Source organism: Barnesiella sp. (genome assembly GCF_022723415.1).
Taxonomy (GTDB): Bacteria; Bacteroidota; Bacteroidia; order Bacteroidales; family Barnesiellaceae; genus Barnesiella; species Barnesiella intestinihominis.
Genome location: NZ_JAIJHU010000035.1, coordinates 12,829 through 36,290, shown reverse-complemented (window position 1 = coordinate 36,290; position 23,462 = coordinate 12,829). Strand labels below are relative to the sequence as shown.

At 40.9% G+C, this 23,462-nt stretch carries 18 protein-coding genes; 9 read left to right on the top strand and 9 right to left on the bottom strand.

What is annotated here, in order from left to right; translation table 11 throughout:
* Together QVD32_RS08410 and QVD32_RS08405 are read left to right on the top strand one after the other, a co-directional pair.
* Nucleotides 1-1,545 (top strand): tetratricopeptide repeat protein (locus QVD32_RS08410; protein WP_287710197.1); only part of this gene is annotated, 1,545 nt, incomplete at its 5' end.
* Between the two features lie 165 nt (nt 1,546-1,710).
* Nucleotides 1,711-4,659, top strand: coding sequence for a T9SS type A sorting domain-containing protein (locus QVD32_RS08405; protein ID WP_195241939.1), 2,949 nt, complete (start codon nt 1,711-1,713; stop codon nt 4,657-4,659).
* 84 nt (nt 4,660-4,743) lie between these two features.
* Here the strand turns inward: QVD32_RS08405 and QVD32_RS08400 are convergent, their stop codons facing one another.
* On the bottom strand, nt 4,744-5,523 hold the full coding sequence (locus QVD32_RS08400) for a radical SAM protein (RefSeq protein ID WP_021891731.1): 780 nt from the start codon (nt 5,521-5,523) through the stop codon (nt 4,744-4,746).
* Between the two features lie 516 nt (nt 5,524-6,039).
* On the opposite strand from QVD32_RS08400, the gene QVD32_RS08395 reads away from it, so the two are divergent.
* Entirely contained in the window at nt 6,040-6,642 is a 603-nt protein-coding gene (locus tag QVD32_RS08395) for a DUF4294 domain-containing protein (protein WP_021891732.1), read from the top strand.
* A 69-nt stretch (nt 6,643-6,711) separates the two neighbouring features.
* On the opposite strand, the gene QVD32_RS08390 is transcribed toward QVD32_RS08395, so the two are convergent.
* Nucleotides 6,712-7,242 carry an RNA methyltransferase gene (locus QVD32_RS08390; protein WP_021891733.1) on the bottom strand — a complete coding sequence of 177 codons (531 nt, stop codon included), beginning with the start codon at nt 7,240-7,242 and terminating at the stop codon, nt 6,712-6,714.
* 592 nt (nt 7,243-7,834) lie between these two features.
* Here QVD32_RS08390 and nadA point away from each other — a divergent pair.
* Genes nadA through QVD32_RS08375 form a run of 3 tightly spaced genes read left to right on the top strand, consistent with a single transcriptional unit; the run spans nt 7,835 to nt 12,560 of the window.
* Nucleotides 7,835-8,824, top strand: coding sequence for a quinolinate synthase NadA (nadA, locus tag QVD32_RS08385; protein ID WP_021891734.1), 990 nt, complete (start codon nt 7,835-7,837; stop codon nt 8,822-8,824).
* A gap of 36 nt (nt 8,825-8,860) precedes the next feature.
* Nucleotides 8,861-11,632, top strand: coding sequence for a leucine--tRNA ligase (leuS, locus tag QVD32_RS08380; RefSeq protein WP_118687011.1), 2,772 nt, complete (start codon nt 8,861-8,863; stop codon nt 11,630-11,632).
* A gap of 58 nt (nt 11,633-11,690) precedes the next feature.
* Entirely contained in the window at nt 11,691-12,560 is an 870-nt protein-coding gene (locus QVD32_RS08375) for a YitT family protein (protein ID WP_021891736.1), read from the top strand.
* 2 nt (nt 12,561-12,562) lie between these two features.
* Here QVD32_RS08375 and QVD32_RS08370 read toward each other — a convergent pair whose 3' ends face one another.
* Both QVD32_RS08370 and QVD32_RS08365 read right to left on the bottom strand, forming a co-directional pair.
* Nucleotides 12,563-13,603 carry an acyltransferase family protein gene (locus tag QVD32_RS08370; RefSeq protein WP_021891737.1) on the bottom strand — a complete coding sequence of 347 codons (1,041 nt, stop codon included), beginning with the start codon at nt 13,601-13,603 and terminating at the stop codon, nt 12,563-12,565.
* Nucleotides 13,600-14,721 (bottom strand): hypothetical protein, encoded by a 1,122-nt coding sequence (locus tag QVD32_RS08365; protein WP_118687010.1) that lies wholly within the window; start codon nt 14,719-14,721, stop codon nt 13,600-13,602. Before QVD32_RS08365 ends, QVD32_RS08370 begins: the two co-directional genes overlap by 4 nt.
* Before the next feature lie 42 nt (nt 14,722-14,763).
* Between QVD32_RS08365 and QVD32_RS08360 the strand changes: the two genes are divergently transcribed.
* From QVD32_RS08360 to QVD32_RS08350, 3 genes are read left to right on the top strand one after another with little or no spacing between them, the layout of a single operon-like run.
* Nucleotides 14,764-15,339 (top strand): non-canonical purine NTP diphosphatase, encoded by a 576-nt coding sequence (locus tag QVD32_RS08360; RefSeq protein WP_021891739.1) that lies wholly within the window; start codon nt 14,764-14,766, stop codon nt 15,337-15,339.
* A 9-nt stretch (nt 15,340-15,348) separates the two neighbouring features.
* Complete coding sequence (gene porZ, locus QVD32_RS08355; RefSeq protein WP_021891740.1) at nt 15,349-17,721, top strand: type IX secretion system anionic LPS delivery protein PorZ; 2,373 nt, start codon at nt 15,349-15,351, stop codon at nt 17,719-17,721.
* Nucleotides 17,722-17,730: 9 nt separating this feature from the next.
* Nucleotides 17,731-18,270, top strand: a complete 540-nt coding sequence (locus QVD32_RS08350) for an NUDIX hydrolase (RefSeq protein ID WP_021891741.1) — start codon at nt 17,731-17,733, stop codon at nt 18,268-18,270.
* Here the strand turns inward: QVD32_RS08350 and QVD32_RS08345 are convergent.
* Genes QVD32_RS08345 through epsC form a run of 5 tightly spaced genes read right to left on the bottom strand, consistent with a single transcriptional unit; the run spans nt 18,267 to nt 23,399 of the window.
* On the bottom strand, nt 18,267-18,737 hold the full coding sequence (locus tag QVD32_RS08345) for a YqaA family protein (RefSeq protein ID WP_008863004.1): 471 nt from the start codon (nt 18,735-18,737) through the stop codon (nt 18,267-18,269). The genes QVD32_RS08350 and QVD32_RS08345 overlap by 4 nt on opposite strands.
* The gene (locus QVD32_RS08340; RefSeq protein ID WP_021891742.1) at nt 18,716-19,687 is read right to left on the bottom strand and encodes a hypothetical protein; all 972 of its coding nucleotides are present in this window, start codon (nt 19,685-19,687) and stop codon (nt 18,716-18,718) included. Before QVD32_RS08340 ends, QVD32_RS08345 begins: the two co-directional genes overlap by 22 nt.
* Before the next feature lie 4 nt (nt 19,688-19,691).
* Nucleotides 19,692-20,960: a phosphoribosylamine--glycine ligase gene (gene purD / locus QVD32_RS08335; RefSeq protein ID WP_021891743.1), complete on the bottom strand. Its 1,269-nt coding sequence runs from the start codon at nt 20,958-20,960 to the stop codon at nt 19,692-19,694.
* Between the two features lie 18 nt (nt 20,961-20,978).
* Entirely contained in the window at nt 20,979-22,472 is a 1,494-nt protein-coding gene (locus QVD32_RS08330; protein ID WP_021891744.1) for a THUMP domain-containing class I SAM-dependent RNA methyltransferase, read from the bottom strand.
* Between the two features lie 24 nt (nt 22,473-22,496).
* Complete coding sequence (gene epsC / locus QVD32_RS08325) at nt 22,497-23,399, bottom strand: serine O-acetyltransferase EpsC (protein ID WP_021891745.1); 903 nt, start codon at nt 23,397-23,399, stop codon at nt 22,497-22,499.
* Nucleotides 23,400-23,462: the final 63 nt, after the last annotated feature.

Genomic DNA, 23,462 nt, shown 5'->3' with positions numbered 1-23,462 from the left:
TTTGTATCTACACTCACCTTTCGCTATCTTTGTCACTACGAAGATAAGATACGGTTCGGCGTAGCCAAACCGGAAACAGGTTTTCCGTTTGTCTCTGCTCTCACCTTTTCGTATCTTTGGGAGCTATTCTATTTTCTATCGGTCATGAAACGGGGTTTTATATACACTATATTATTATTATCGATATTACTCGGCTCATGTAACCATCATGACACCGAAAAAGCTGAAATCCTCTATCAAAACGGTGTGGAGATGGAAAAGCGTTATATGCCCGATTCAGCCGTCATTTTCTATCATAAAGCATTAAAACGACTCGACGAATCGAACGACAACGAGTTAAAGAGTAAAATATACAATCAACTCGGGGACCTTCTTCTGGAACACAACATTTACGAAACCGCTCGAAGCGCCTACCAACAAGCTCTATATGTTTCGAAAGAATTGGAGGACAAGAGCAATCTTTCCCACGCCTATCGGGGCATAGGGAAATACCATTTTCTCTATAAAGACCGTGACAGCGCCCTTTACTATTTCGAAAAACCGCTCGAATTTTTCCCGGAAATAAAAAATCGGGAAGAACGTTCCTCGGTCTATAATAATCTGACAAGCGCCTATAAATTGAAAAACGATATAAAATCGGCATTGGAATGTAATGCGAAAGCGTTGTCGTTGACCAACGACGAAGTAAAACGATTGCGCAACTATGCCGTACGGGGACAGTTATTCGCCATGCAAATGCAATACGATTCGGCTTTGTTTTATCTCGAACAAGCCAGCCGCAGCGAAGAAAAATCGGTAAAGGCCTCGGCCTATTTCAAGCTGGCCGATCTACCCGAAAAGTCGGGTATAACAGACTCCATGAAATATCGTTATTTACAGGAGGCTTATCGCCTGTCCGATTCGATTGAAAACATGGCCGTTTCTCACCAGATAGATCGACAAGAACAAATACGGATAACTTCCGACCTGAAAGAGCAAAGTCATATACGGCTCATTGTATCGATAACCGTTAGCATAATCGTCGTTCTGCTGTTATCGATCGTGGTATTCTTCATTTATCGGAAACATCTGAAACGCCGCAACGAACGAATCTTCGCCCACAAATGGGAAAGACAAGAAGCCCGTGCCCAAGAAAACGAAAACCGGGAATTACAAATTATAGATATTATCAGAAAAGCAGGAGAAACATGTAGCAAACATTTCAAAGAAAGCAATATCTATACCGATTTATACAAAAAGATAAACTCCGATAAAGAATCGTTGAGTTATAACGAGCAGAAATCGTTCCAGACGACTATATTGAAAGAGTTCGATACCTATTTGCAACAAGTTTCGAGCATAGTACCGCTAACCGACAACGACGCTTTTCTATGTGCATTGTTGCAACTCGGTTTTTCGACGAAAGAGTGTGCGGCTTGTCGGGGTATCAGCAGCGAAACCATACGTTCCCAACGGACACGCATCCGAAAAAAAATTCCTCAAAACTTTCTCTCTCAGGGATTGGGTATCGTCATTTTAGGAGAAGAAAATCTTTCAAAACGTTAAATTGCAACGTTTCAATAAATAACTCGCTGATAATCAAAGTGTATTTATTTTTAAATAGCAACGCTTTCTATGCTGCTATGTACATATATTTTTTTCATTTTTGTAATATTAATCTTCAATCTGAAAGAAATATACAACACAAAACATAAAAACAAAACAAAGCGTATGAAAAAAATTACAAGTTTTCTAATTTCTCTATGTATCGTACTCGGGTTCTCGGAAGTACAAAGCGAAATAAAACTTACTACATCGCTGGAACTCGGTAGTGATTTTACTTTTTACCCCAAGCCGGTAGCATCCGACGGTAAAGTAATCGTCGACTGGGGAGACGGAACCAAAAAAGAATATACCGTAGATGGAATGTGGAACAAAAGCGTGAACGGAACCCAAGTGGGCGACACAATCCGAATATTTTCTCCCATGCAGACATTCGATTGTTCCGATGCCCATGTAACTTCGGTCACTATTATCGATGAACCTGATTTGACTTTACTGGATTGCTATAAAAACGAAATAGAGCGTACCAACCTCGATATTTCAGGGGCTTTGAATTTGGAAACTCTAAACTGTTACAACAATCCCAAGCTGCTATTCCTCAATCTATCGGCTCATAAAAAATTAACAACACTCGACTGCCGACACGACAAAAGCAACACATCGGATCCAGACGATAAAGGAGGTATTACAACCATCATCTTGCCCAGCGAAGGAAGTGAATTGGAAAATATAACTGCCTATAATAATGACATAAGCAGTATCGATTTTTCGGGTTGTCCCAATTTGCGTTACATCAACTTGGAAGGAAATGCTCTGATGGACATAAATGTATCGAGTTTAACGAACTTGCGCAGACTCGATATTCGTAAAAATCATATCTCGAACTTGGACGTATCGAAAAATACTGCTTTGGAAAAACTCTACTGCGACGATAACGCCCTGACCGAATTGAATGTATTTGCCAATACCGAATTGATGGACTTGGTATGTTCCAACAACCAAATAAGCAATCTGGATTTAACGGCAAACATCAATATCACTAACCTGTCTTGCGATGGCAACCTATTGAAAAAAATTACGGTCTCCAACATGCCACGTCTGAAATCGTTGAAATGCGGTGATAACCAGTTGGAAGAGATAGACCTTAGCAAAAACCTCCACCTTCAAAAATTCTGGGGGCAAAACAATTTATTCTCATTCCTTGATTTCTATTATAATCAGGGGTTAAATACGATCGATATTCGCAATAACCCAAGAATGACCCCTTGCAGTCTCAATTTTATGTACCAGACTCTTTCCGGTCTCGAAAGTGCAAGTCCGTATGTGAATTTATTCCTAGAAGGAAGCAATGCCGAAACTTCTTCTACAAGTATTGCTACCGAATCAAAATGGACAGTAGACGTAACAGGCGACGGCAGTGCCGTATGTAAAGATGTAACGGCAACGATCGAAACTTCGGAATTCGGAACCATTTCATTATCTCAACCAGATCTTGTTTCCCACGAATTGCATCCGATAGAAAACAATACTTTGGAAGCCGGCGTACCGGTATACATAACCGCGACTCCCATTGAAAATTATCAGGTGCGTTACTACGAAATAAACGGAGAACGCATAAACGGTTCCATATTTGCAACTACCGAAAATGTCACCGTATCGGCTGTATTCGTTCCTACCGCCTCTAACAATTACATAGAAATGGGAGTAGAAAGCAATGCTTCGCTTTCATTCGGCATAAGCGGCATAGACCCGGAAACGGAAATAGAAATAGATTGGGGTAACGGAGAATGGCAAACTATGACTATCGACAACGAATCTATTACCCGTATCGACGGTAATTCAAAAGGTACGACCGTTCGTATCAACGGACTGATCGACTATTTCGATTGTTCGGAAAATGATTTGAAATCTCTCGATGTATCTCATAACGCCATTCTCGCTACACTCGATTGTTATTGGACCGGTATCACCGCTCTCGATCTATCGAAGAATACTGCATTGGGCAAACTCAACTGTTCCTACAACAGTATCGGAACTCTCGATTTGTCCAACAACAAAGCATTGTTCTCGCTCTCTTGCTATAACTGCGAACTCGGTTCCCTCGATTTGTCTAACAATACCGAATTGGAAGAGGCTGTTGTTAAAAACAACGAACTGACATCGCTGACTGTTTCCTCGAATACAAAACTACTATTACTAGACGTGCAGAACAACGAGCAACTAAAATCTATCGATGCCAGTATGTTAACCGATCTGGAAGAACTTCAATGTTCCTACACCGGTCTTACAGCCCTCGATGTCACCCATAATACGAAGTTGGTAAAACTCATCTGTTCGAACAATAAACTTACCACTCTCGATCTATCGAAAAATACATTGCTCGAACGCCTGTTCTGCGACGGAAATCAATTGACTTCTCTCGACCTGAGTAATAACACGAAACTCAACTATCTCGAATGTTCCGGTAACGGAATGTCCGCCTGCGCTTTGAACGACTTGTATTACAATCTACCCAAATGTTCAACGACACCCACCAATGTAAATATGTTCATCGCAGGAATCAACAACCCCAACGAAGCGGAAGGTAGCGAAACCTCTATGGCTACTAAAAAAGGTTGGAAAGTTTCTGTCGATGGAGATGGCAGCGGTTGTAACGAAGCTTACATAACTATCGAGCCTACCGAAAACGGAACTTTGGAATTGCGGAACAGCGACAACGAAATCGTTAATTCGGGTAGTAAAGTAATAAAAAATACGACAGTTACCGTAAAAGGTAATCCCGACGAAGGTTTCTATCTGAAAAATGTTTGGGTAAATGGCGTAAGCGTCACCAACGGAGAATTTGTAGTCAAAATGGCCTCGGTCGTAACGGCTGCTTTCGACGAAGGTTCAAGCATAACCGAGATAGAAAATTCGGGAATAAAGATATGGAGCACTTCGGGAATTATAAGAGTAAATGCCGAAAATGCTCATGTCCAAGTCTATTCGACGAGCGGTGCATTAGTTTGGGAAGGTAATATTTATCAAGAAAAAACCATCGATGCAACCCGAGGAATTTATATAGTGAAAGTTCGTAACGCACAATCCACACAAAGTAAAAAAATAGTTGTGGAATAAGCCGATCTTCATTTTAGAAAAAAATCCCGTTGTAAAGAATCTACAACGGGATTTTTCATATTACATGGCACAACCCTATTTCCATCAAGCCGACACGGAAACTTCGAAGCCCAACGCTCTCGCTCTGTCGGCTATCTGTTCCAACTCCTCACGAGACACTTTTTCGAGCGATTCCTCCGGCGTTTTCCGATCGATGGTATAAACCATTACCGAACGAGGAGAAATGCGCTGTAAAGCCTCCAACCACGGTTTCAGCTCCTCCTCGACCGTATTGTCAATACGCTTGCCGTCGTGCCACCCTCGCAAAAACATTGTTTGGATAATGACATTACCCGAAAAACGTTTTAAATTATCCACTACCTTATTCACATCGAAATGCGGATCGTTCGGATTATCTATCAACACGACTGTTTCGGGACGAAGCGAATCGAGTTTAAGTATATTATTATCTACCCTGTTCAATGCCCTGAACACCGATTCGTCGTGAATACGGGTAGCGTTGGATAGTACGCTTATCTTGGCTTCGGGATAATAGTGATCCCGAAGATAAAGCGTGGTATCTATGATTTTCTCGAATTCAGGGTGTAGAGTAGGTTCTCCGTTCCCGGCAAAAGTTATCACATCGAGCTTTTCCCCTGCCTCGTGCATGGATTGTAAACGAGATTTTAACTCCTCCTCTACCCTATCGGACGAAGGCAATCCACTCTTCCCCACTCCTTGTGCATTATAACCGCATTCGCAATACACGCAATCGAATGAACACAACTTACCGTCCACCGGGAGCAGGTTGACACCCAGCGATATTCCCAACCGTCGACTGTGTATGGGACCGAATATGATTTCGTGAAACAATACTGTCTGCATAGTTTTACCTTTTTACAGTTACAAATATAATGAAAGCCGGGAGTAGAGGCAAACGTAAATCTCATTTCTGAATCTACTATGTCTAATTATATTCCTTATTCCATAAAAACAAAGTTTACAAATTATTGCTCCATATTCAATGGAAATCTTACTCAATTCTTTATATCATTATCTATTATAAACATTGTGTTTATAACTATAATTAATTTATTTCCAGAATAATAACTATTCTATCCACATTCATATAAACAGATTATCAACTCAAAAACGATATAAGAACGAACAGTTAGCTATTTATAGACTATAAACAAGTTATCAACGAGATTTCAACTGATAAGGTCTTATAGTTATAAACAAATTATAATATATTATTAATCAAATAGTTATAATATTATACACTTATAAATAAACAGTATATCGACAATTTATCCACAATAGATATAAACACATGTGAATAATATAATTATTGCAAAAACGTAGCGCTTATGAATATCGAAAGATTTACATTTGTACCCTATGAAGAGAACCATATTCATATTGTTTCTTTTTCTTTTCCTGTTTATTCCCCGTACAAAATCCCAAATTGTACAGGAATCACACCCGGCATATAAACATTTTTATCATGCTGTTATAGACAACGATACCGTATTGGTAATAGAATTACGTACGTTTCATGTATTTCCTCCCGAAAAATTCAAAGACAAAAAACAGGAAAAATTTTACTGGAAGACCGTGCGTGATGTGAAAAAGACCCTACCCTATGCCAAACTCATCTACTCCATACTCATTGAAACCTACGAATATATGGAGACTCTTCCCGACGACAAAGCTCGAGAAGAACACATGAAAAAAATGGAAAAAGAAGTTTTTCAACAATATAAACCGATATTGAAAAAATTTACCTTGTCGCAGGGTAAAATGCTCATCAAACTTATCAACCGGGAATGTAACCAATCTTCATACGAACTAATCAAAGCATTCTTGGGCAGTTTCAGAGCCAACTTCTGGCAATTCTTTGGAAAAATATTCGGAGCTTCCCTTAAAACCGATTGGGATCCGGAAGGCGAAGATAAAATAATAGAAAGAATCTGTATATTAGTGGAACAAGGTTCTTTATAGTATATCGATTCTAAAACATATTTTTTATTTATAAAGCACTTAATTTTAATAAGTTATTTTTTTACAAAGCTATATTCCTAACTGTTTAAAGAAATCCCAAATTACTAATCCCGCCGTTACCGACACATTCAGTGAATGTTTAGTACCGAATTGAGGTATTTCTATACTTCCCGTACACTTATCGACCACCGACTGTTGTACACCTTTCACTTCATTACCCAACACGACGGCATATTTTTTATTCTTATCCAATTTTATGTTTGTCAGACTTATACTGCCTTCTACTTGTTCTACGGCATATACTTCGTATCCGGCTGCCAACAAGTTATCAACAGCCTCGCAAGTGTCTTGAAAATAAACCCAGTCGACACTGTCCTCGGCTCCCAAAGCTGTCTTATGAATATCGGTATGAGGCGGTGTAGCCGTTATTCCGCACAAATAAATACACTCCACTCTGAAAGCATCGGCCGTGCGAAATACAGAACCTATATTATTGAGACTCCTCACATTATCCAAAATAACGGTCAGTGATATTTTTTCAACCCGTTTGAACTCCTCCTGTGAAATTCTTTTCAAATCCAATACACTCTTTTTCTTCATAAACGATCATTTTTATAAGAGCCTAATTTCCATTTTGTACAAAGATAGTATAAGCCGAGCGCAAAAACAACCATATAGAGCCATGTCGAAGTACAGACGATTCTCACGTTTTCGATAAATATAAAATACACCCGTCTTATATCCAACAATCTCCTATCTGCCTGCTCCACGGACGCAACACTATGTGCATAAGTTGTTATTAAATGTGTATAAACCGTTATAAAATACTTGCACAAAAAAGTAATAAAAATATTGCTTTTAAAAATCATATATCTATACAGCACTGCATGTCAATAAAGCAAATAATAACTCATCGAGTTTTTAGTTCATATATCCACCTAAAATATCTATTTATCAATCATGCAAATAGAATAAAGTTATTAACTTTGCATATTGTAAACAGATAGTTGATAAAGAAGATAAAGAGCTCATATAGAAAAGATAAAAACGTTGATAAAGTAAGAATATATTTTCATAGTCAGTTGAAACTTTAAATAACAAGTATTTTAACAAGAAGTTATCATTACTATCAACAGTCTATTATCATCAACAATAAAGATTTTAAAATTAAAAAATAAAAAGAATATATTATATGTTCGATGTAGATATCTCCAAAGGTTATGTGGATATGCCTATTCCCGAAGGGATAGACTTAGTGTCCGAGATAGAGAGAATGAAGCGGGAGAAAAATGCTGTCGTTCTCGCTCATTACTACCAATCGGGAGATTTACAGGATATAGCCGATTATGTGGGAGATTCTTTGGCATTGGCTCAATGGGCTGCGAAAACAGATGCTTCCATATTGGTGCTTTGTGGTGTTCATTTTATGGGCGAGACCGCCAAAATTATTTGTCCCGACAAGAAAGTACTGATACCCGACATGAATGCCGGGTGTTCTTTGGCAGACAGTTGTCCAGCCGATGCTTTTGCCGAATTCGTAAAAGTTCACCCCGGCTATAAAGTCATATCTTATGTAAATACATCTGCGGCGGTAAAGGCTTATACCGATGTGGTAGTCACTTCGTCGAATGCCCGTCAAATCGTAGAGAGTTTCCCTGCCGACGAGAAGATCATATTCGGACCCGATAAAAATTTGGGTAATTATATAAACAGTATCACAGGACGTGATATGTTATTATGGGACGGAGCTTGCCACGTGCATTCCCAATTTTCATTGGAAAAAATAGTAGATTTGAAAAAACAGTATCCCGATGCGTTGATACTGGCTCACCCGGAATGTAAAAGAGATATATTGTTAGTAGCCGACAAGGTAGGTTCCACGGCTGCTCTTTTGCGCTTTGCGACACAATCGGACTGCAAGCGTTTCATAGTAGCTACCGAGTCGGGTATATTGCATGAAATGAAGAAAAACAATCCCGACAAAGAGTTTATACCTGCGCCTCCCAACGATAGTACATGTGCTTGTAACGAGTGTAATTTCATGCGATTGAATACGATGAAAAAATTGTATAACACGCTTAAATACGAGTTGCCCGAGGTGATAGTGGATAAAGAGATAGCCGAAAAAGCTATCGAACCTATACAGCGTATGCTCGACATATCGGCTTCATTGGGAATTTAAAAAAGAGAATAATAATTTCATTCATAATTGTTTATCATGGAATATAATTTCAAAGAGATAGAAAAAAAGTGGCAAAAGTATTGGAAAGATCATCATATTTATCAAGTAAAAGAAGATGAGAGTAAACCCAAATATTACGTACTGGATATGTTTCCCTATCCTTCGGGAGCAGGTCTGCATGTAGGTCACCCGTTGGGATATATAGCTTCCGATATTTATTCCAGATATAAAAGATTGAAGGGGTTTAACGTTCTTCACCCTATGGGGTATGATGCATACGGTCTTCCTGCCGAGCAGTATGCCATACAGACGGGACAACACCCGGCCATAACGACCGAAAAGAACATAAATCGTTATCGCGAGCAATTGGACAAGATAGGCTTTTGTTATGATTGGAGCCGCGAAATACGTACTTGCGATCCCGAATATTATAAATGGACTCAGTGGGCGTTCATACAAATGTTCAATAGTTATTATTGCAACGACAAACAACAAGCTCGTCCCATAGAAGAGCTTGTAAAGACTTTCGAAACGACAGGTACGGAAGGTGTGAATGCAGCTTGTAGCGAAGAACTTTCTTTTACGTCCGAAGAATGGAATGGTAAATCGGAGAAAGAACAACAGGAAATATTGATGAATTACCGCATTGCCTATTTGGGCGATACGATGGTAAACTGGTGTCCGCAATTGGGAACCGTGCTTGCCAACGACGAGGTGAGCGAGGGCGTTTCCATACGAGGGGGATATCCGGTGGAACAGAAAGTGATGCGTCAGTGGTGTCTACGGGTATCGGCATACGCTCAGCGTTTGTTGGAAGGTCTGGATAAAATAGATTGGACAGATTCTCTTAAAGAGACCCAAAAGAACTGGATAGGTCGTTCCGAGGGAGCCGAAATGCAGTTTAAGGTGGTGGATTCCGATGTGGAGTTTACCATATTTACGACGCGTGCCGATACGGTTTTCGGGGTTACTTTTATGGTATTGGCTCCCGAAAGCGATTATGTAAAACAAGTAGTCACCCCCGATCAACAGGAAGCTGTAAACAAATATTTGGACAGCATAAAACATCGTACCGAGCGTGAGCGACTTATGGACAAGAGCGTTACCGGTGTGTTTACTGGTGCATACGCTGTCAATCCGTTGAACAATAAACATATACCTATCTATATAAGCGATTATGTCTTGGCCGGATACGGGACAGGAGCTATCATGGCCGTACCTGCACACGATAGTCGGGACTACGCTTTCGCCAAACATTTCGACTTGCCCATCATACCGCTGATAGAAGGGTGCGATGTTTCGGAGGAAAGTTTCGATGCCAAAGAAGGTAAAATGATAAATTCTTGTGGTAATGGATTGGATTTGAACGGTATGGAGGTGAAGGAAGCCATTGCCGCCACGAAAAAGTTTATTAAGGAAAAGGGTATAGGCAGGGTAAAAGTAAACTATCGTTTGCGCGATGCTATATTCAGTCGTCAGCGTTATTGGGGTGAACCCTTTCCTGTTTACTATAAAGAGGGTATGCCTTATATGCTTGACGAAAGTAAACTACCTTTGGAACTTCCCGAAGTGGATAAATTCCTACCGACCGAAACAGGTGAGCCTCCATTAGGTCGTGCTAAGAACTGGGAAACAGAAGAGCATTATCCGTTGGAGTTGTGTACCATGCCGGGATTCGCAGGTTCTTCGGCTTATTATTTGCGATATATGGACCCGCACAACGATAAAGCTCTGGTATCGAAGAAAAACGATGAGTATTGGCGTAATGTAGACCTCTATATAGGGGGAACCGAACATGCTACCGGTCATCTTATTTATAGTCGTTTCTGGAATAAGTTCCTTTTCGATAAAGGAGTGGTTTGTGAAGACGAACCTTTCAAGAAACTGATAAATCAAGGTATGATACAGGGGCGTTCCAACTTTGTATATCGTATTAAAGATACGAATACTTTCGTATCTTTGAATAAAAAGAAAGATTACGATACTACTCCCATTCATGTCGATGTGAATATCGTAAGTAACGATGTACTCGATATAGAAGCATTTAAAAACTGGCGCCCTGAGTTTAGTTCGGCCGAGTTTATTTTGGAAGATGACGGCAGATATGTATGCGGTTGGGCGGTAGAGAAAATGTCCAAATCGATGTTCAATGTGGTAAATCCCGACGATATCGTAGAAAAATACGGAGCCGATACTTTACGGTTGTACGAAATGTTCCTCGGTCCCATCGAACAAAGCAAACCGTGGGATACGAACGGAATAGACGGCGTACATCGTTTTCTGAAAAAGTTGTGGAATCTGTTTTATCAAGGTGATAATTGGATTGTAACAGATCAAGAGCCTACGAAAGAGGAATTGAAGTCTTTGCATAAACTGATAAAGAAAATATCGTGGGACGTAGAGAATTTCTCGTATAATACTTCTATAAGCGCTTTTATGATATGCGTGAATGAGTTGACTTCTCTTAAATCGCACAACAAACAGATACTTGAAAAGGTAATTATATTGTTGGCTCCTTTCGCTCCTCATATTAGTGAAGAGTTGTGGCATGAATTGGGTTACGATTCTACTGTATGCGATGCCCGGTGGCCCGAATGGAAAGAGGAATATCTGAAAGAAGATGTAGTGACTTATGCTATTTCTTTTAATGGAAAAGCACGTTACAATTTGGAAATTCCGGCAGATACTCCCCGTGAAGAAATAGAGAAAATGGTACTTAATCATGAATCTTCGGTGCGGTGGCTCGAAGGAAAAACACCTAAGAAGATAATCGTAGTACCTAATAAAATAGTCAATATAGTTATTTGATAAACTTTATCCATGTTCGTAAATTCATAGCGAACATGGATTTTATATTTTACATATTATGCGTTTGCCTTTTAATAGTGTCTGGTATTCGATAAAAGACTATTTGATTATCATATTCGGGTTACTGTTGTATGCTTTGGGTTGGGTAGGTTTTCTGATACCGAACGAAATAACGACAGGAGGTGTAACGGGTATATCGGCCTTGATATACTACGGTACGGGTATACCTATATCGGTATCCTATTTTGTTATCAATGTATTATTGTTGTTGGCTGCCATCAAGGTGTTGGGTCTTCAATTCTGCATACGAACTATTTTCAGCGTAATCGTATGTTCTTCATTCTTGTCTATTCTTCCTTTGTTCATAAAAGATGCTTTGGTAGACGAACAACCTTTTATGTCGGCTATAATAGGCGGTATTCTGTGCGGTTCGGGTATTGGATTGGTATTCGTGTCTAATGGAAGTACGGGAGGAACCGATATTATAGCGGCTATCGTAAACAAATACAAGAATATTTCGTTTGCCAAAATGATGATGTACATCGATTTTTTAATTATTGCCTGCTCTTACGTTCTGTTCCATAGTGTGGAAAAAATGATTTTCGGATATGTAGTGATGGGGGTAATGAGTTATACGATGGACATGCTTATCAATGGCAAACGTCAGTCGGTACAAATTTTGGTTCTGTCGGATAAATACGAAGAGATAGCTACTCATGTCAATAACGATATACGTCGCGGCGTGACAGTTATCGATGGCATGGGCTGGTATTCCAAACAACCCAAAAAAGTATTGATGATATTGGCTAAAAGAAATGAGTCGGTTAAAATATTTCGCTTGATAAAGTCCATAGACCCGAAAGCTTTTATTTCCCAATCCAATGTTGTGGGAGTTTATGGAGAAGGTTTCGACAAAATAAAAGCATAAATCTACCCTTCGGGACTTCTTTTTTTCCCTATTATAAAGGGGAAATGTTTGTTGATGATATAGGCGATAGGTAGGCACGAAAAAAGACTCACCAAAGCGAAAACTATATTAGGAACTATTTTGCCGTATAAGGTTTCTACCGGTATGTGAAAGACAAATACCATGATTCCTTTTAAGAAAGAGAACGTAAGCAAATGAAAACTGTTGATAATGAGTGTGTTTTTGGATATATAGATTATGATATTTTGAAAAACAGGTTTTAAGGATAGGAAATTGCTCGACAGATTTATCATACATATACCGGCGAAACTTCCTATGAAAAACAGTATATAGTTATTATAATTATTTGTGGCCATTATTATATATCCGTTTTCATGAGCTATGAAAATAACAATTCCCATTGTCAGGAAAACGAGTATTATATGGAGTAATTTTATTTTTATTATTTGTATGTTGTGTACGATTAAATTGCCTATTCCGTAGAAAACCATTCCTACTATGGCAGTTCCCAAGCAAAAGGGTAATGTATAGGGGTTGTAGGCATAATTTGTGTATCCTATGACGGCGATAACGATCAATACCGAAATCTTTATCGATTTGCTTTTCTTTTGTAACGGTTTGAATAGGAGGTAGTAAAATATTTCCAAGAAATAGAGACAAATGAAAAACCACATGGGTGTATTGTGTATCATCTGTTTACTATATCCTAAAAGAATGCCTATTATGGGGGAATACCAAGTAGTGGATATTGTCGCATCTTCGCCGAAATTACGACCTGCAAATAACCAGAACAGATAGGTGATGAGGTTTATCCAAAGATAGGGAACCATGAGCCCTTTGAATCGTTTTATAGCAAACTCTTTAAAGTTGGGGTGTTTCTCGAATGAAAAAAGACAACCGGACAAAAAGAAGAAAAGAGGCATGTGAAAAGTATAGATAAAGTCGGTGACAGGTTGGGAAGCATGAGCATGCCCCAACAGAACCAAATAGATACATATCGATTTGGCATAGTCTATCCACAATATCCTTTTTCCCGTATTCATGTTTGCGGATTCATAAGTCTTTTATAATCTGTATCGGCGAGTATTTGCAACAAATAGGGTATGCAGAAAATGTAATAAGATATATCTGCTTTCGATTGGAATAGAGCTTGTGTAAAACTGTATTGGCAAACCGCTTCTATAAAATGGATTGTCACGATACCGAATAACAGCAGAACGCTGAAAAATCTAACGTCGTTGTAGTTTCTGCAAAAGAAACTTCCTGCGATCGCTATCAGTACGAAGAGCACTATGAAGTGAAAAGATACCAAAGATGATTGTGTGGAGAACGGATTGACCTCCCAAAACTCATCGGGATATAGCCAGATGAAAGGAACGAAAGTAATCGCGAAGGACAATAGGAAAACAAAGCCCCACAGGAATATTTTCTTCGGAGATGTTTTTTCTTGAAAGAGTTGATACAATCCCCATACGATGAGCGGCAGCACGAACACGTTGCGAATAGAGAACAGCAACCCTCCTATGACAGCGCTCCATATCAGTTGTCGGGTGGAAAATGTGCGGAATCGTTCGAGATAAAGGAGAAAGAGGGTGAACAGTACGGCGTTGATGAGTATGGTACTTCTTGAAAAAATTTCCCAGTAGATACATAAAGAAGAAATCGAAAGTATAAAAAATAAACTATAACTTTGAACAGATTTACGTTTGAAATGGAATGCCAGCAAAGCAATGGAAATAACGGTTATGAATCCTATTTCTCGTATACAATAAAATGGATAGCAGAGAAGAAAATAGAACGGCATTGCCCCCGGATAGTTGCCGATAGAAGTTTTTTCGGCATAAGGGTACAGACCGTTTGAAACGGAGTCCCAAAAAAGATCGATAATAATCCATCTGTCGGCCGTGAATATTTCTTTGGGAATAAAGAAAAGAAGTGATGAAGTAGCTATTATAAAAGTGATTATACCGACGTTGACAAGTTTGCGACCGAAAGTCGGTTTGTATTTGAATAAGAAAATGATGAAAAGTATATATAACACGCTCGTAATAGCTCCGCATGCGATAGATATCTTCGATAAGTATTTAAAATAAAACAAGATATTTATCGTTATAAACATGAGTAGAGAAAGGTAATTTTGAAATTTTGAATAAGATTTCATTTTGTTTGTTCGGATTTTTTACAAAAATAATTATTTAATATTATGAAACTGGTTTTTGCCACGAATAATAGACATAAATTGGAAGAGATATCGGCGATTATCGGTGACAAGATAGAGATACTCGGTTTGAATGATATCGGTTGTCATGACGATATACCCGAAACGGCCGATACTTTCGAAGGTAATGCTTTGTTGAAAGCCCGGTATGTTAAGGATAAATACGGATACGATTGCTTTGCCGACGACACGGGACTGCAAGTGGAGGCGTTGAACGGGGAGCCGGGTGTATATTCGGCCCGTTATGCGGGTGAACCTTCCGATTCTGAGAAGAATATAGATAAATTATTGGCTAATCTTCGAGATGCAGAAAACAGAAAAGCGAGTTTTGTTACATGTATAGCTTTGGTAACAGGTAGCGAGGAGCATGTTTTTTACGGAGAAATATCCGGAAAGATAATCCGTGAACGCCGAGGTTCGTCGGGATTCGGTTATGATTCGGTTTTTGTGCCGGAAGGATATGAAGAAACATTTGCCGAGATGGGAGAAGAGGAAAAAAACAAGATAAGCCATAGGGCACGAGCGGTAAAAAAGTTATCGGATTTTTTTAATACACTATAATCGTTTGATATGTTGAAAAGAATATCGGGTTTAATAGGTTTCGTTATATTGTCGTTTACGGTTGCGACCTATGCTCAATTGGCCGTGGGCGATTGGCAGATTTATACTTCGACGGGAACTCCTGTAAAGGTCATAGATACGCCTGAAAGGGTTTACTATGTGTCGGGTAGGAGTCTTTTTGGTTTCGATAAGGAGACGGAAGAGATGGAATCTTACAGTAAGAACAATATATTGAACGATATAGATATAGCTAATATTTATTATAATTACGATAAAAAGTATCTGGTTATCGTATATGCCAACTCCAACGTAGATATTTTGCACGATAATGGAAAAGTGTTTAATATACCGGATATTAAGAATGCCATATTGACTACGGCAAAAGGTATCAACGATGTAAAGTTTTACGGTGATAGAATTTATTTGGCTACCGACTTTGGTATCGTTGTTTTGAACGATAAGAAAAATGAAGTGAGCGAATCTTATAATTACGGAAAAAAAATCAGTTTGATAGGGGCTTGTGACAAGTATTGGTTTTTTGTTGCCGACGACGGTCTTTATTATATAAATAGCGATGCCATCAAGTACGATATCGCCAAGTGGGTTTTATTGGACGATGTACCGGGAACGACTATCTATGCGCTTATGCCTTTCAACGATAAATATTTGTTTTATTCTAAGGGCGGCAATCTTCATTTCCTCGATATAAATAACGGGTTGTCTCTATTGGGAACCTTGAATATGGGAGTGATGAATGTAGATAAATATTATGACGGGTTTGTTTTGAGAGGATATGTTTATGTCGCTTTCTGTAAACCGGATATAGTGAATGGAGCTATACAGTTCGATGGTATTTTCAATTTTCAAAATCAATCGGATTATTTGGTGAATGTGTTGACTTCTTCATACGAAAAAGATATGTCTATATGGGCTTTGGGAGAAAGCGGTTTGTGTCATTTCAGTATGGGGAATAATCAATTCGTTATGTTGAAGGAACCGTTTTTGCCCAATGTATCGAATGTGGCAGACCCGTGGAATCTCGTTATTAACGATCATAAACTTTATGTAAGTAATTCGGGTCCCCGTAGAGGAACCGAAGATCAGTACGTGCAAACAAAAATAAGCGTATTGGATCAGGGAAACTGGTCTGTAATCGATGTGGGAGAAGTGCCGTTGGAAAATGGTAAAACAGGAAATAGAATATATTCGAGTTATAATATGGCATTCGATCCCGATGATTCCAACACTTTTTATATAGGAACTTGGTTCGAAGGCATATATAAGATTTCGGGGACAGAATGTGTAGGACATTATACGTCGTTGAATTCGCCGCTTTCTAAGGGTTGGGCTATGGCTGTGCCTAATATTGTTTTTGATAGAGATGGAAATCTTTGGATAGCACATGCGGGCGATGTGGGCGTAAGTATGTTGCCTAAGGCCAAGCAATCTATCGATACAGATGAATTGAAAGCGAGCGATTGGTATCAATTCGGTTATTCGGAAATAAAGAATAATAAATATGCCAAACTGCTTATACCGAATCATTCTACGGCAAAATGGGTCGTTTATGGGGATTGGCCCGGTTCTATATTCGCTTTTGACGATAAGGGTACGTATAATACGATAGCCGATGACAGAACGAAAAATATAGTTTCGTTTATGGATCAGGATAATAAAACGTTTACTCCGAATTATTACACCTGCATAGAAGAGGATAACAACGGTCAGATATGGATAGGAACTTCGTCCGGGCCTATCGTGATTACGAATCCAGACCATGTTTTTAGCGACAGTTTCCGTTGTACTCGAATAAAAATAGCCCGTAACGACGGGACGGATAATGCCGATTATTTATTACAGAATATCAATATTACCGACATATTCGTAGATGGCGCCAATCGTAAGTGGATAGGAACCCGAGAATCGGGATTGTATTTGGTAAGTGCCGACGGGTCGGAGATTTTGAACCACTTTACGGCAGAGAACAGTAAACTGCCTTCGAATCATGTAACCGAAGTAATCGTCGATCCGGTAACGGGTGTGGCTTATATAGGAACGACCAGCGGCTTGGCTGCTTATCGGTCCGATGCTGTACAATCGTCCGACGATTATAGTAATGTCTACGCTTTTCCCAATCCGGTGAGACCCGATTATGAAGGTTGGATATCGGTGACAGGATTGATGGAGAATAGTTTGGTGAAGATTACCGATACGGCGGGTAACTTGTTTTTTCAAGGCTATTCCAATGGCGGACAAATATCGTGGGACGGCAGGGATCGTAGCGGTAATCGGGTGAAAACCGGCGTGTATCTTGTTTTCGCGTCTTCCGGTGGTTCGTCGAAACAATCGGGAGTAGTTACTAAAATTTTAGTTGTCAATTAATTAAAGTATATGCATCCTCTTCGATTATTCGAATATTGCCCTCGTTGCGGTTCTCATCGTTTCCAAGAGAACGATGCTTCTTCCAAACGTTGCGAGGATTGTGGCTTTGTGTATTATCTTAATCCAAAAGCATCGGTAGCGGCATTCGTTATGGATAGGCAATCGAGAATTTTAGTTTGTCGCAGGGCGTTCGATCCGTCCAAAGGCATGCTGGATTTACCGGGTGGGTTTACAGAATGTGGAGAAACGGTAGAGGAGGCTGTCGTTCGGGAATTGTCGGAAGAGATAGGTTGGAAACCGAAGCAGATGAAGTATTTGTGTTCTTTCCCGAATGTCTATCGTTATTCGGGTTTTGACGTACACACGATGGATTTGTTTTTTCTCTGCCGAAGCGATGAAGATATGAGCGATTTGAAAGCGCATGACGATGTTGCCGAATGTTTCTGGTTGCGGAGGGAAGAAATCGAACCCGAGAAATTTGCTTTTCAATCTATTCGTAAGGCTGTCGATAGATTATTGAAAGACGATAAATACTGGGTTAAGGATTAAAAAAGATTGGGAAACCACTCTTTCAGGTAGTTGATACCGATTACCACCAAGTAGTACCGGGAGAATTTTCCTACCATCATGGAGAGTAACGTGCCGAGAGGATTGGCTCTGAGTAGTCCGAGAGCCACGATCATGATGTCGCCGATAACCGGAATAAAGACGAAGAATCCGAAAAGAGAGCCTTTCCCTTTCAGAAAGCGTTGCATTTTCGAGAGTTTTTCTTCCGGTATTTTCAGATAGGTGTGTATCCACTCTGTTTTTCCCAAGTAGCCTATATAGTAACAAGTGACGCCTCCCAACCAGTTTCCCAAAGTGGCAGAGAATACACAGCCCCAAGAATCGTATCCGGCTATTAAAAGAAGTCCCAGCACGGCTTCGGAACTGAAAGGAATTATGCTTCCGGCCAGAAACGCCGCTATAAAAAGACCGAAGTATCCCCACTCGCTCAGACCGGCAATAAATTCCATACGAACAATCCTGTGTAAAGGGTTAATATGAGATAAAACAACACTACTCCGTATTTTTTCGTATTGTTCGTGAAGAAAAATGCAGCTTGCATGGCAACTGCCATATTTAGGACGGGCAGATAGAGGGTATAGTTTCTATAATCTATAATCAGAAGCATGGCGGAATAGACCGACAATAGGTTTATAAAGCCGTTATAAGCTCTTGTTTGGCGTTTTTCGTTGAATGTGGTATATAGTGTCGCTGTACCGGAGAAAAGGCCTAAAAGCGCGGTTAAAACGATTGTCCAGAATTGCGGGTCGTTAAAGGGAAGTGTTTCGGGTATATGAAACGTAAAATCGGGAATCAATGCAGACAATCCTGAGAAAGGCATGATTCCTATTCCGATCAATACCCAGAACGGGGTGGCGAATCCGATGAATGCTCCTAACAGGGATTTCAGCGTGAAATACCTTATTTGCGCGAATCCGATGATAAACAGGGGTATGTAATAAGCAAATTCGGGACAAAACAGGGTACATAGGGAGATGATTCCCATCATTAGAAATGCCGGTTGTGCCCTTTCTTGCTGATAAGCCGAGAAAAAAGAAAACAAAATCGTCGTTAGAACCACAGCCATTATGTTTCCGTTGCATAAGAGCGAAAGGGACGGGGAACAGACTTCCAACAACAGAAAAAATAGGAATGGAAGCAATGTGTGTTTCTGAATAAGAGAGAAAAGGTTGTTGATACGCAACAGCAGAATACCCCCGGATAGAATAAGAATGCTGTTGACCGAATGGTTTGATAGGGGGGAGGAAAGCCATCTTTCGGCACTCGGAAACAAGATTCCGGGACTCCCTTCGCAAGGGAGATATGTTGCGAACCGACTCGTGAGATATACACCGGTCAGATAGAAAACAATCGATCCAACCAGTGTATATTTATTGTTTATGAATGATTTCAGATTCATTGTTTTACAAGTCGGCTCCTATGTCGGAACGAAAATATTTACCTTCGAAAGAGACGGCTTTGGCGCTTTTGAAAGAGTTTGCCAAAGCCTCTTCTTTGGTCGCACCGTATGAGCTGAGGGCGATGACGCGTCCGCCGGAGGTTACGATTTTTCCGTTTTTGAATGTCGTTCCGGCATGGAACGGAATGCTGTCCGTCACTAAATCCAGTCCTGTGATTTCCTTGCCTTTTTCATAGGAACCGGGATAGCCACCCGATACCAGCATAACGGTTACGGCAGCCCGTGGGTCTTCTGTCAACTCTTTTTCCCGGAGCGTTCCTTGTGCCACACCTTCGAGCAGGTCGACCAAGTCGGATTGAATACGCAACATGACGACTTCGGTTTCGGGGTCTCCCATACGAACGTTGTATTCGATCACCATCGGTTCTCCTTGTACGTTGATCAATCCCAAGAATATGAAACCCTTGTACGTGATATTTTCTTTTTTCAAACCTTCGATGGTGGGTTTTACGATGCGCTCTTCCACTTTTTTCATGAACGTGGCATCGGCGAACGGTACGGGTGAAACGGCTCCCATGCCGCCGGTATTGAGTCCGGTATCGCCTTCTCCTATTCGTTTGTAATCTTTGGCAACGGGGAGTATGCGGTAATCTTTGCCGTCGGTGAGAACAAAGACAGAACATTCGATGCCCGATAGAAATTCCTCGATAACCACGGTTTTACTGGCATTCCCGAACATGCCGTTCAACATTTGTTTCAATTCGTCTTTTGCCTCTTGCAGGTCGTTTATGATAAGTACGCCCTTGCCCGCCGCCAATCCGTCGGCTTTAAGCACGTAAGGGGCTTTCAACGTTTCGAGAAAGGTATATCCCGCTTCCAGATTTTCCTGAGTGAAACTTTCATACCGGGCCGTGGGTATATTGTGACGCATCATGAATCCTTTGGCAAACTCCTTGCTGCCTTCCAAGCGGGCGCCTTCCTTCGACGGGCCTATAACAGGTATGTTTTTCAACTCCTCGCAAGATACGAAGTAGTCGTATATTCCTTTTACCAATGGGTCTTCGGGGCCCACAACGACCATATCGATATGTTTTTCCACTGCAAATTTTCCGATGGCATCGAAGTCGGTCGCCGGTATCGCCACGTTCGTACCTATGGCTGCGGTTCCGGCATTTCCCGGTGCGATATAAAGTTTGTCGGTTTTTGGACTTTGCTTTATCTTCCAAGCTAAGGCGCATTCGCGACCTCCCGATCCTAATAATAGAATATTCATTGTATGGAGTTTTTAGGTTTATTCTGGTTTGTCGGAGTCTTTTTTAGGATTGTCGTTCGATGGTTTTATGGAGGGCTGCTTGAAGGTTACGAATTTCCGAAAAGCCGCTTCTCCGTGCAAGCGTTCCGATTTTTCGCCGTCGGGTTTGAACCGTTCCGGACGATCGAATGTTTTTTTCCCTATGGGTTTTCCCTGTTTGGAATCCCGGCGGAACGAAGGTTTCCCCGATCGGTCGAAACGTTCTGTTTTGTCGCTTCGTCGGTCGCTGTCGTATGTCCTTTTTCTATCGAAAGGAGCTTTGCCTCGCAGATTGGTTCGACGAGTTTGTCCCTCCCGTTTATCCAAGTTTTTGCCTTCTTCTTTGAATTCTTTGTATCGGCCGTCGAAAATCTCGTATTTCCGGTATTCGCACTCCAAAGCTCCGTTCATCAGATCTATTTTTACCGAGGGTTTCAGCCCTATTTTATCGAAGCATTCTTTATGGTAACTGATGATCCATGCATCGTACCCTTTGAAAACATGCTTTAAACGGTTGCCTATCGATTCGTACAGTCCGAACAAATCGCTCGATGAGATACGTTCTCCGTAAGGGGGATTGGTGATGAGAATGCCTTGTTCGGACGGAGCGGTCTCGTATCGTTGTATAGGCATGATTTTGAGATCGATGTATTTGGCTACTCCGGCGCTTTTTATGTTTTTTGTCGCGATGTCGATCGCTCGCGGGGAAATGTCGGAGCCATATATGCGATGGGTAAACTCTTGTTCGTGACTATCGTCGTTGTAGAGCGTTTCGAACAGTTCTTCGTCGAAATCTTTCCATCTTTCGAAAGCGAAACTTTTCCTGAAAATACCGGGATATGTATGGGTGGCGATCAAAGCGGCTTCGATGAGAATGGTTCCCGACCCGCACATAGGATCTATAAAGTCGGTTTCTCCGTGCCACCCCGTTTTCAATATCATTCCGGCGGCCAATACTTCGTTGATGGGGGCTTCGGTTTGTCCCACGCGGTATCCTCGCTTGTGCAGAGACTCTCCCGAACTGTCGAGCGACAGCGTGCAGCTCATGTGCGATATATGGAGATTCAATACGAGTTCCGCTCCGTTCAACCGCACCGAAGGTCGTTTGCCTGTCTTCTCCATGAAATAGTCGGCAATGGCATCTTTCGCTCGGTAGGTCACGAATTTGGAATGTTTGAAACAGTCGGAATAGGTGACGGAGTCGATCGAGAATGTCGTTTCGGGAGAAAGCAGGGTATCCCATTCGAACGCTTTCATTTTTTCATAGACTTCGTCGGGGTTCGATGCTTCGAATTTATAAATAGGTTTCAGTATTCTCAGAGCTGTTCGACAGGCCAAATTGGTTTTGTAAAGAAGGGGCTTGTCTCCGTGGAAGGATACCATTCTTCGACCTATTTCTATATCCTCGGCTCCCAGATTTTTTAATTCTTCTGCCAGAACATCTTCGAGTCCTTGAAAAGTTTTCGCTACGATTTCAAATTTTTCGGTATTCACGATGGTGTGTATTGTATTTATTTCTTATGGTTTTGCTTTGGCTTGTACAAGGCGTTCCCTGGGAGCTACGTTTTCGGTAACCCAGATGTTTCCGCCGATTACAGCACCTTTTCCGATGGTTATTCTTCCCAATATGGTGGCATTGGAATAGATAATGACATCGTCTTCTATGATGGGATGCCGGGCGATACCCTTAATGGGATTGTTGTTTTCGTCCAGTGGAAAACTGCGAGCCCCCAACGTTACTCCCTGATATAGCTTCACTCTGTTTCCGATAACGGAGGTCGCTCCGATTACGACTCCGGTTCCGTGGTCTATGGCGAAATATTCCCCGATAACGGCTCCCGGGTGTATATCTATTCCGGTTTCGGAGTGAGCCATTTCGGTAATGATACGGGGAATCAAGGGGACGTCCAGTTCTAACAGTTTATGGGCGATGCGATAGTTGCAAATCGCCCGGATAGCGGGATAGCACAGAATAACTTCGGCTTTGTTTTGTGCTGCCGGATCTCCGTTGTACATGGCCGTGACATCGGTGGATAGGATGTGGCGCATTTCGGGTAGGAAAGTGATAAAGTCGATCGCTTTCTGTTCGGCCGATTCCTGTAACCGTTTTAAATCACTGTCTGTATGATCGGTATTTTTTTGGAATAATAATCCTGCTGAGATTTGTTTGACCAATACTTCGAAAAGTTTTTCGGTATTGATACCCGTGTGGTAGAGCAAATTTTCTTTGCTTACGTCGGGGAGTCCGTAGAATCCCGGAAAAATGAGCGACCGGCAGAGCGATATGAGTTCTTGCAGTTGTTTTTCGGAGGGAAGTACTTCTCCTCTGCATCGCTGGTGATGCAACTCTTCGAGAGAAAGAAAATCGGATAGTTTTTTTACAGTCTCTTTCAGTCTGTCTGCGTATTCGTAGCTACTCATGTGCAAAGATGGGTATTCGCATTTTGTGCAAAGATAACAAAGATAGCCGATAATAGTGCTTTT

Bases quoted from the DNA above. Each gene is read 5' to 3' on its own strand.
- QVD32_RS08405 (WP_195241939.1), top strand. From the start codon at position 1,711: ATGAAAAAAATTACAAGTTTTCTAATTTCTCTATGTATCGTACTCGGG.
- QVD32_RS08400 (WP_021891731.1), bottom strand. From the start codon at position 5,523: ATGCAGACAGTATTGTTTCACGAAATCATATTCGGTCCCATACACAGT.
- QVD32_RS08395 (WP_021891732.1), top strand. From the start codon at position 6,040: ATGAAGAGAACCATATTCATATTGTTTCTTTTTCTTTTCCTGTTTATT.
- QVD32_RS08390 (WP_021891733.1), bottom strand. From the start codon at position 7,242: ATGAAGAAAAAGAGTGTATTGGATTTGAAAAGAATTTCACAGGAGGAG.
- nadA (WP_021891734.1), top strand. From the start codon at position 7,835: ATGTTCGATGTAGATATCTCCAAAGGTTATGTGGATATGCCTATTCCC.
- leuS (WP_118687011.1), top strand. From the start codon at position 8,861: ATGGAATATAATTTCAAAGAGATAGAAAAAAAGTGGCAAAAGTATTGG.
- QVD32_RS08375 (WP_021891736.1), top strand. From the start codon at position 11,691: ATGCGTTTGCCTTTTAATAGTGTCTGGTATTCGATAAAAGACTATTTG.
- QVD32_RS08370 (WP_021891737.1), bottom strand. From the start codon at position 13,603: ATGAATACGGGAAAAAGGATATTGTGGATAGACTATGCCAAATCGATA.
- QVD32_RS08365 (WP_118687010.1), bottom strand. From the start codon at position 14,721: ATGAAATCTTATTCAAAATTTCAAAATTACCTTTCTCTACTCATGTTT.
- QVD32_RS08360 (WP_021891739.1), top strand. From the start codon at position 14,764: ATGAAACTGGTTTTTGCCACGAATAATAGACATAAATTGGAAGAGATA.
- porZ (WP_021891740.1), top strand. From the start codon at position 15,349: ATGTTGAAAAGAATATCGGGTTTAATAGGTTTCGTTATATTGTCGTTT.
- QVD32_RS08350 (WP_021891741.1), top strand. From the start codon at position 17,731: ATGCATCCTCTTCGATTATTCGAATATTGCCCTCGTTGCGGTTCTCAT.
- QVD32_RS08345 (WP_008863004.1), bottom strand. From the start codon at position 18,737: ATGGAATTTATTGCCGGTCTGAGCGAGTGGGGATACTTCGGTCTTTTT.
- QVD32_RS08340 (WP_021891742.1), bottom strand. From the start codon at position 19,687: ATGAATCTGAAATCATTCATAAACAATAAATATACACTGGTTGGATCG.
- purD (WP_021891743.1), bottom strand. From the start codon at position 20,960: ATGAATATTCTATTATTAGGATCGGGAGGTCGCGAATGCGCCTTAGCT.
- epsC (WP_021891745.1), bottom strand. From the start codon at position 23,399: ATGAGTAGCTACGAATACGCAGACAGACTGAAAGAGACTGTAAAAAAA.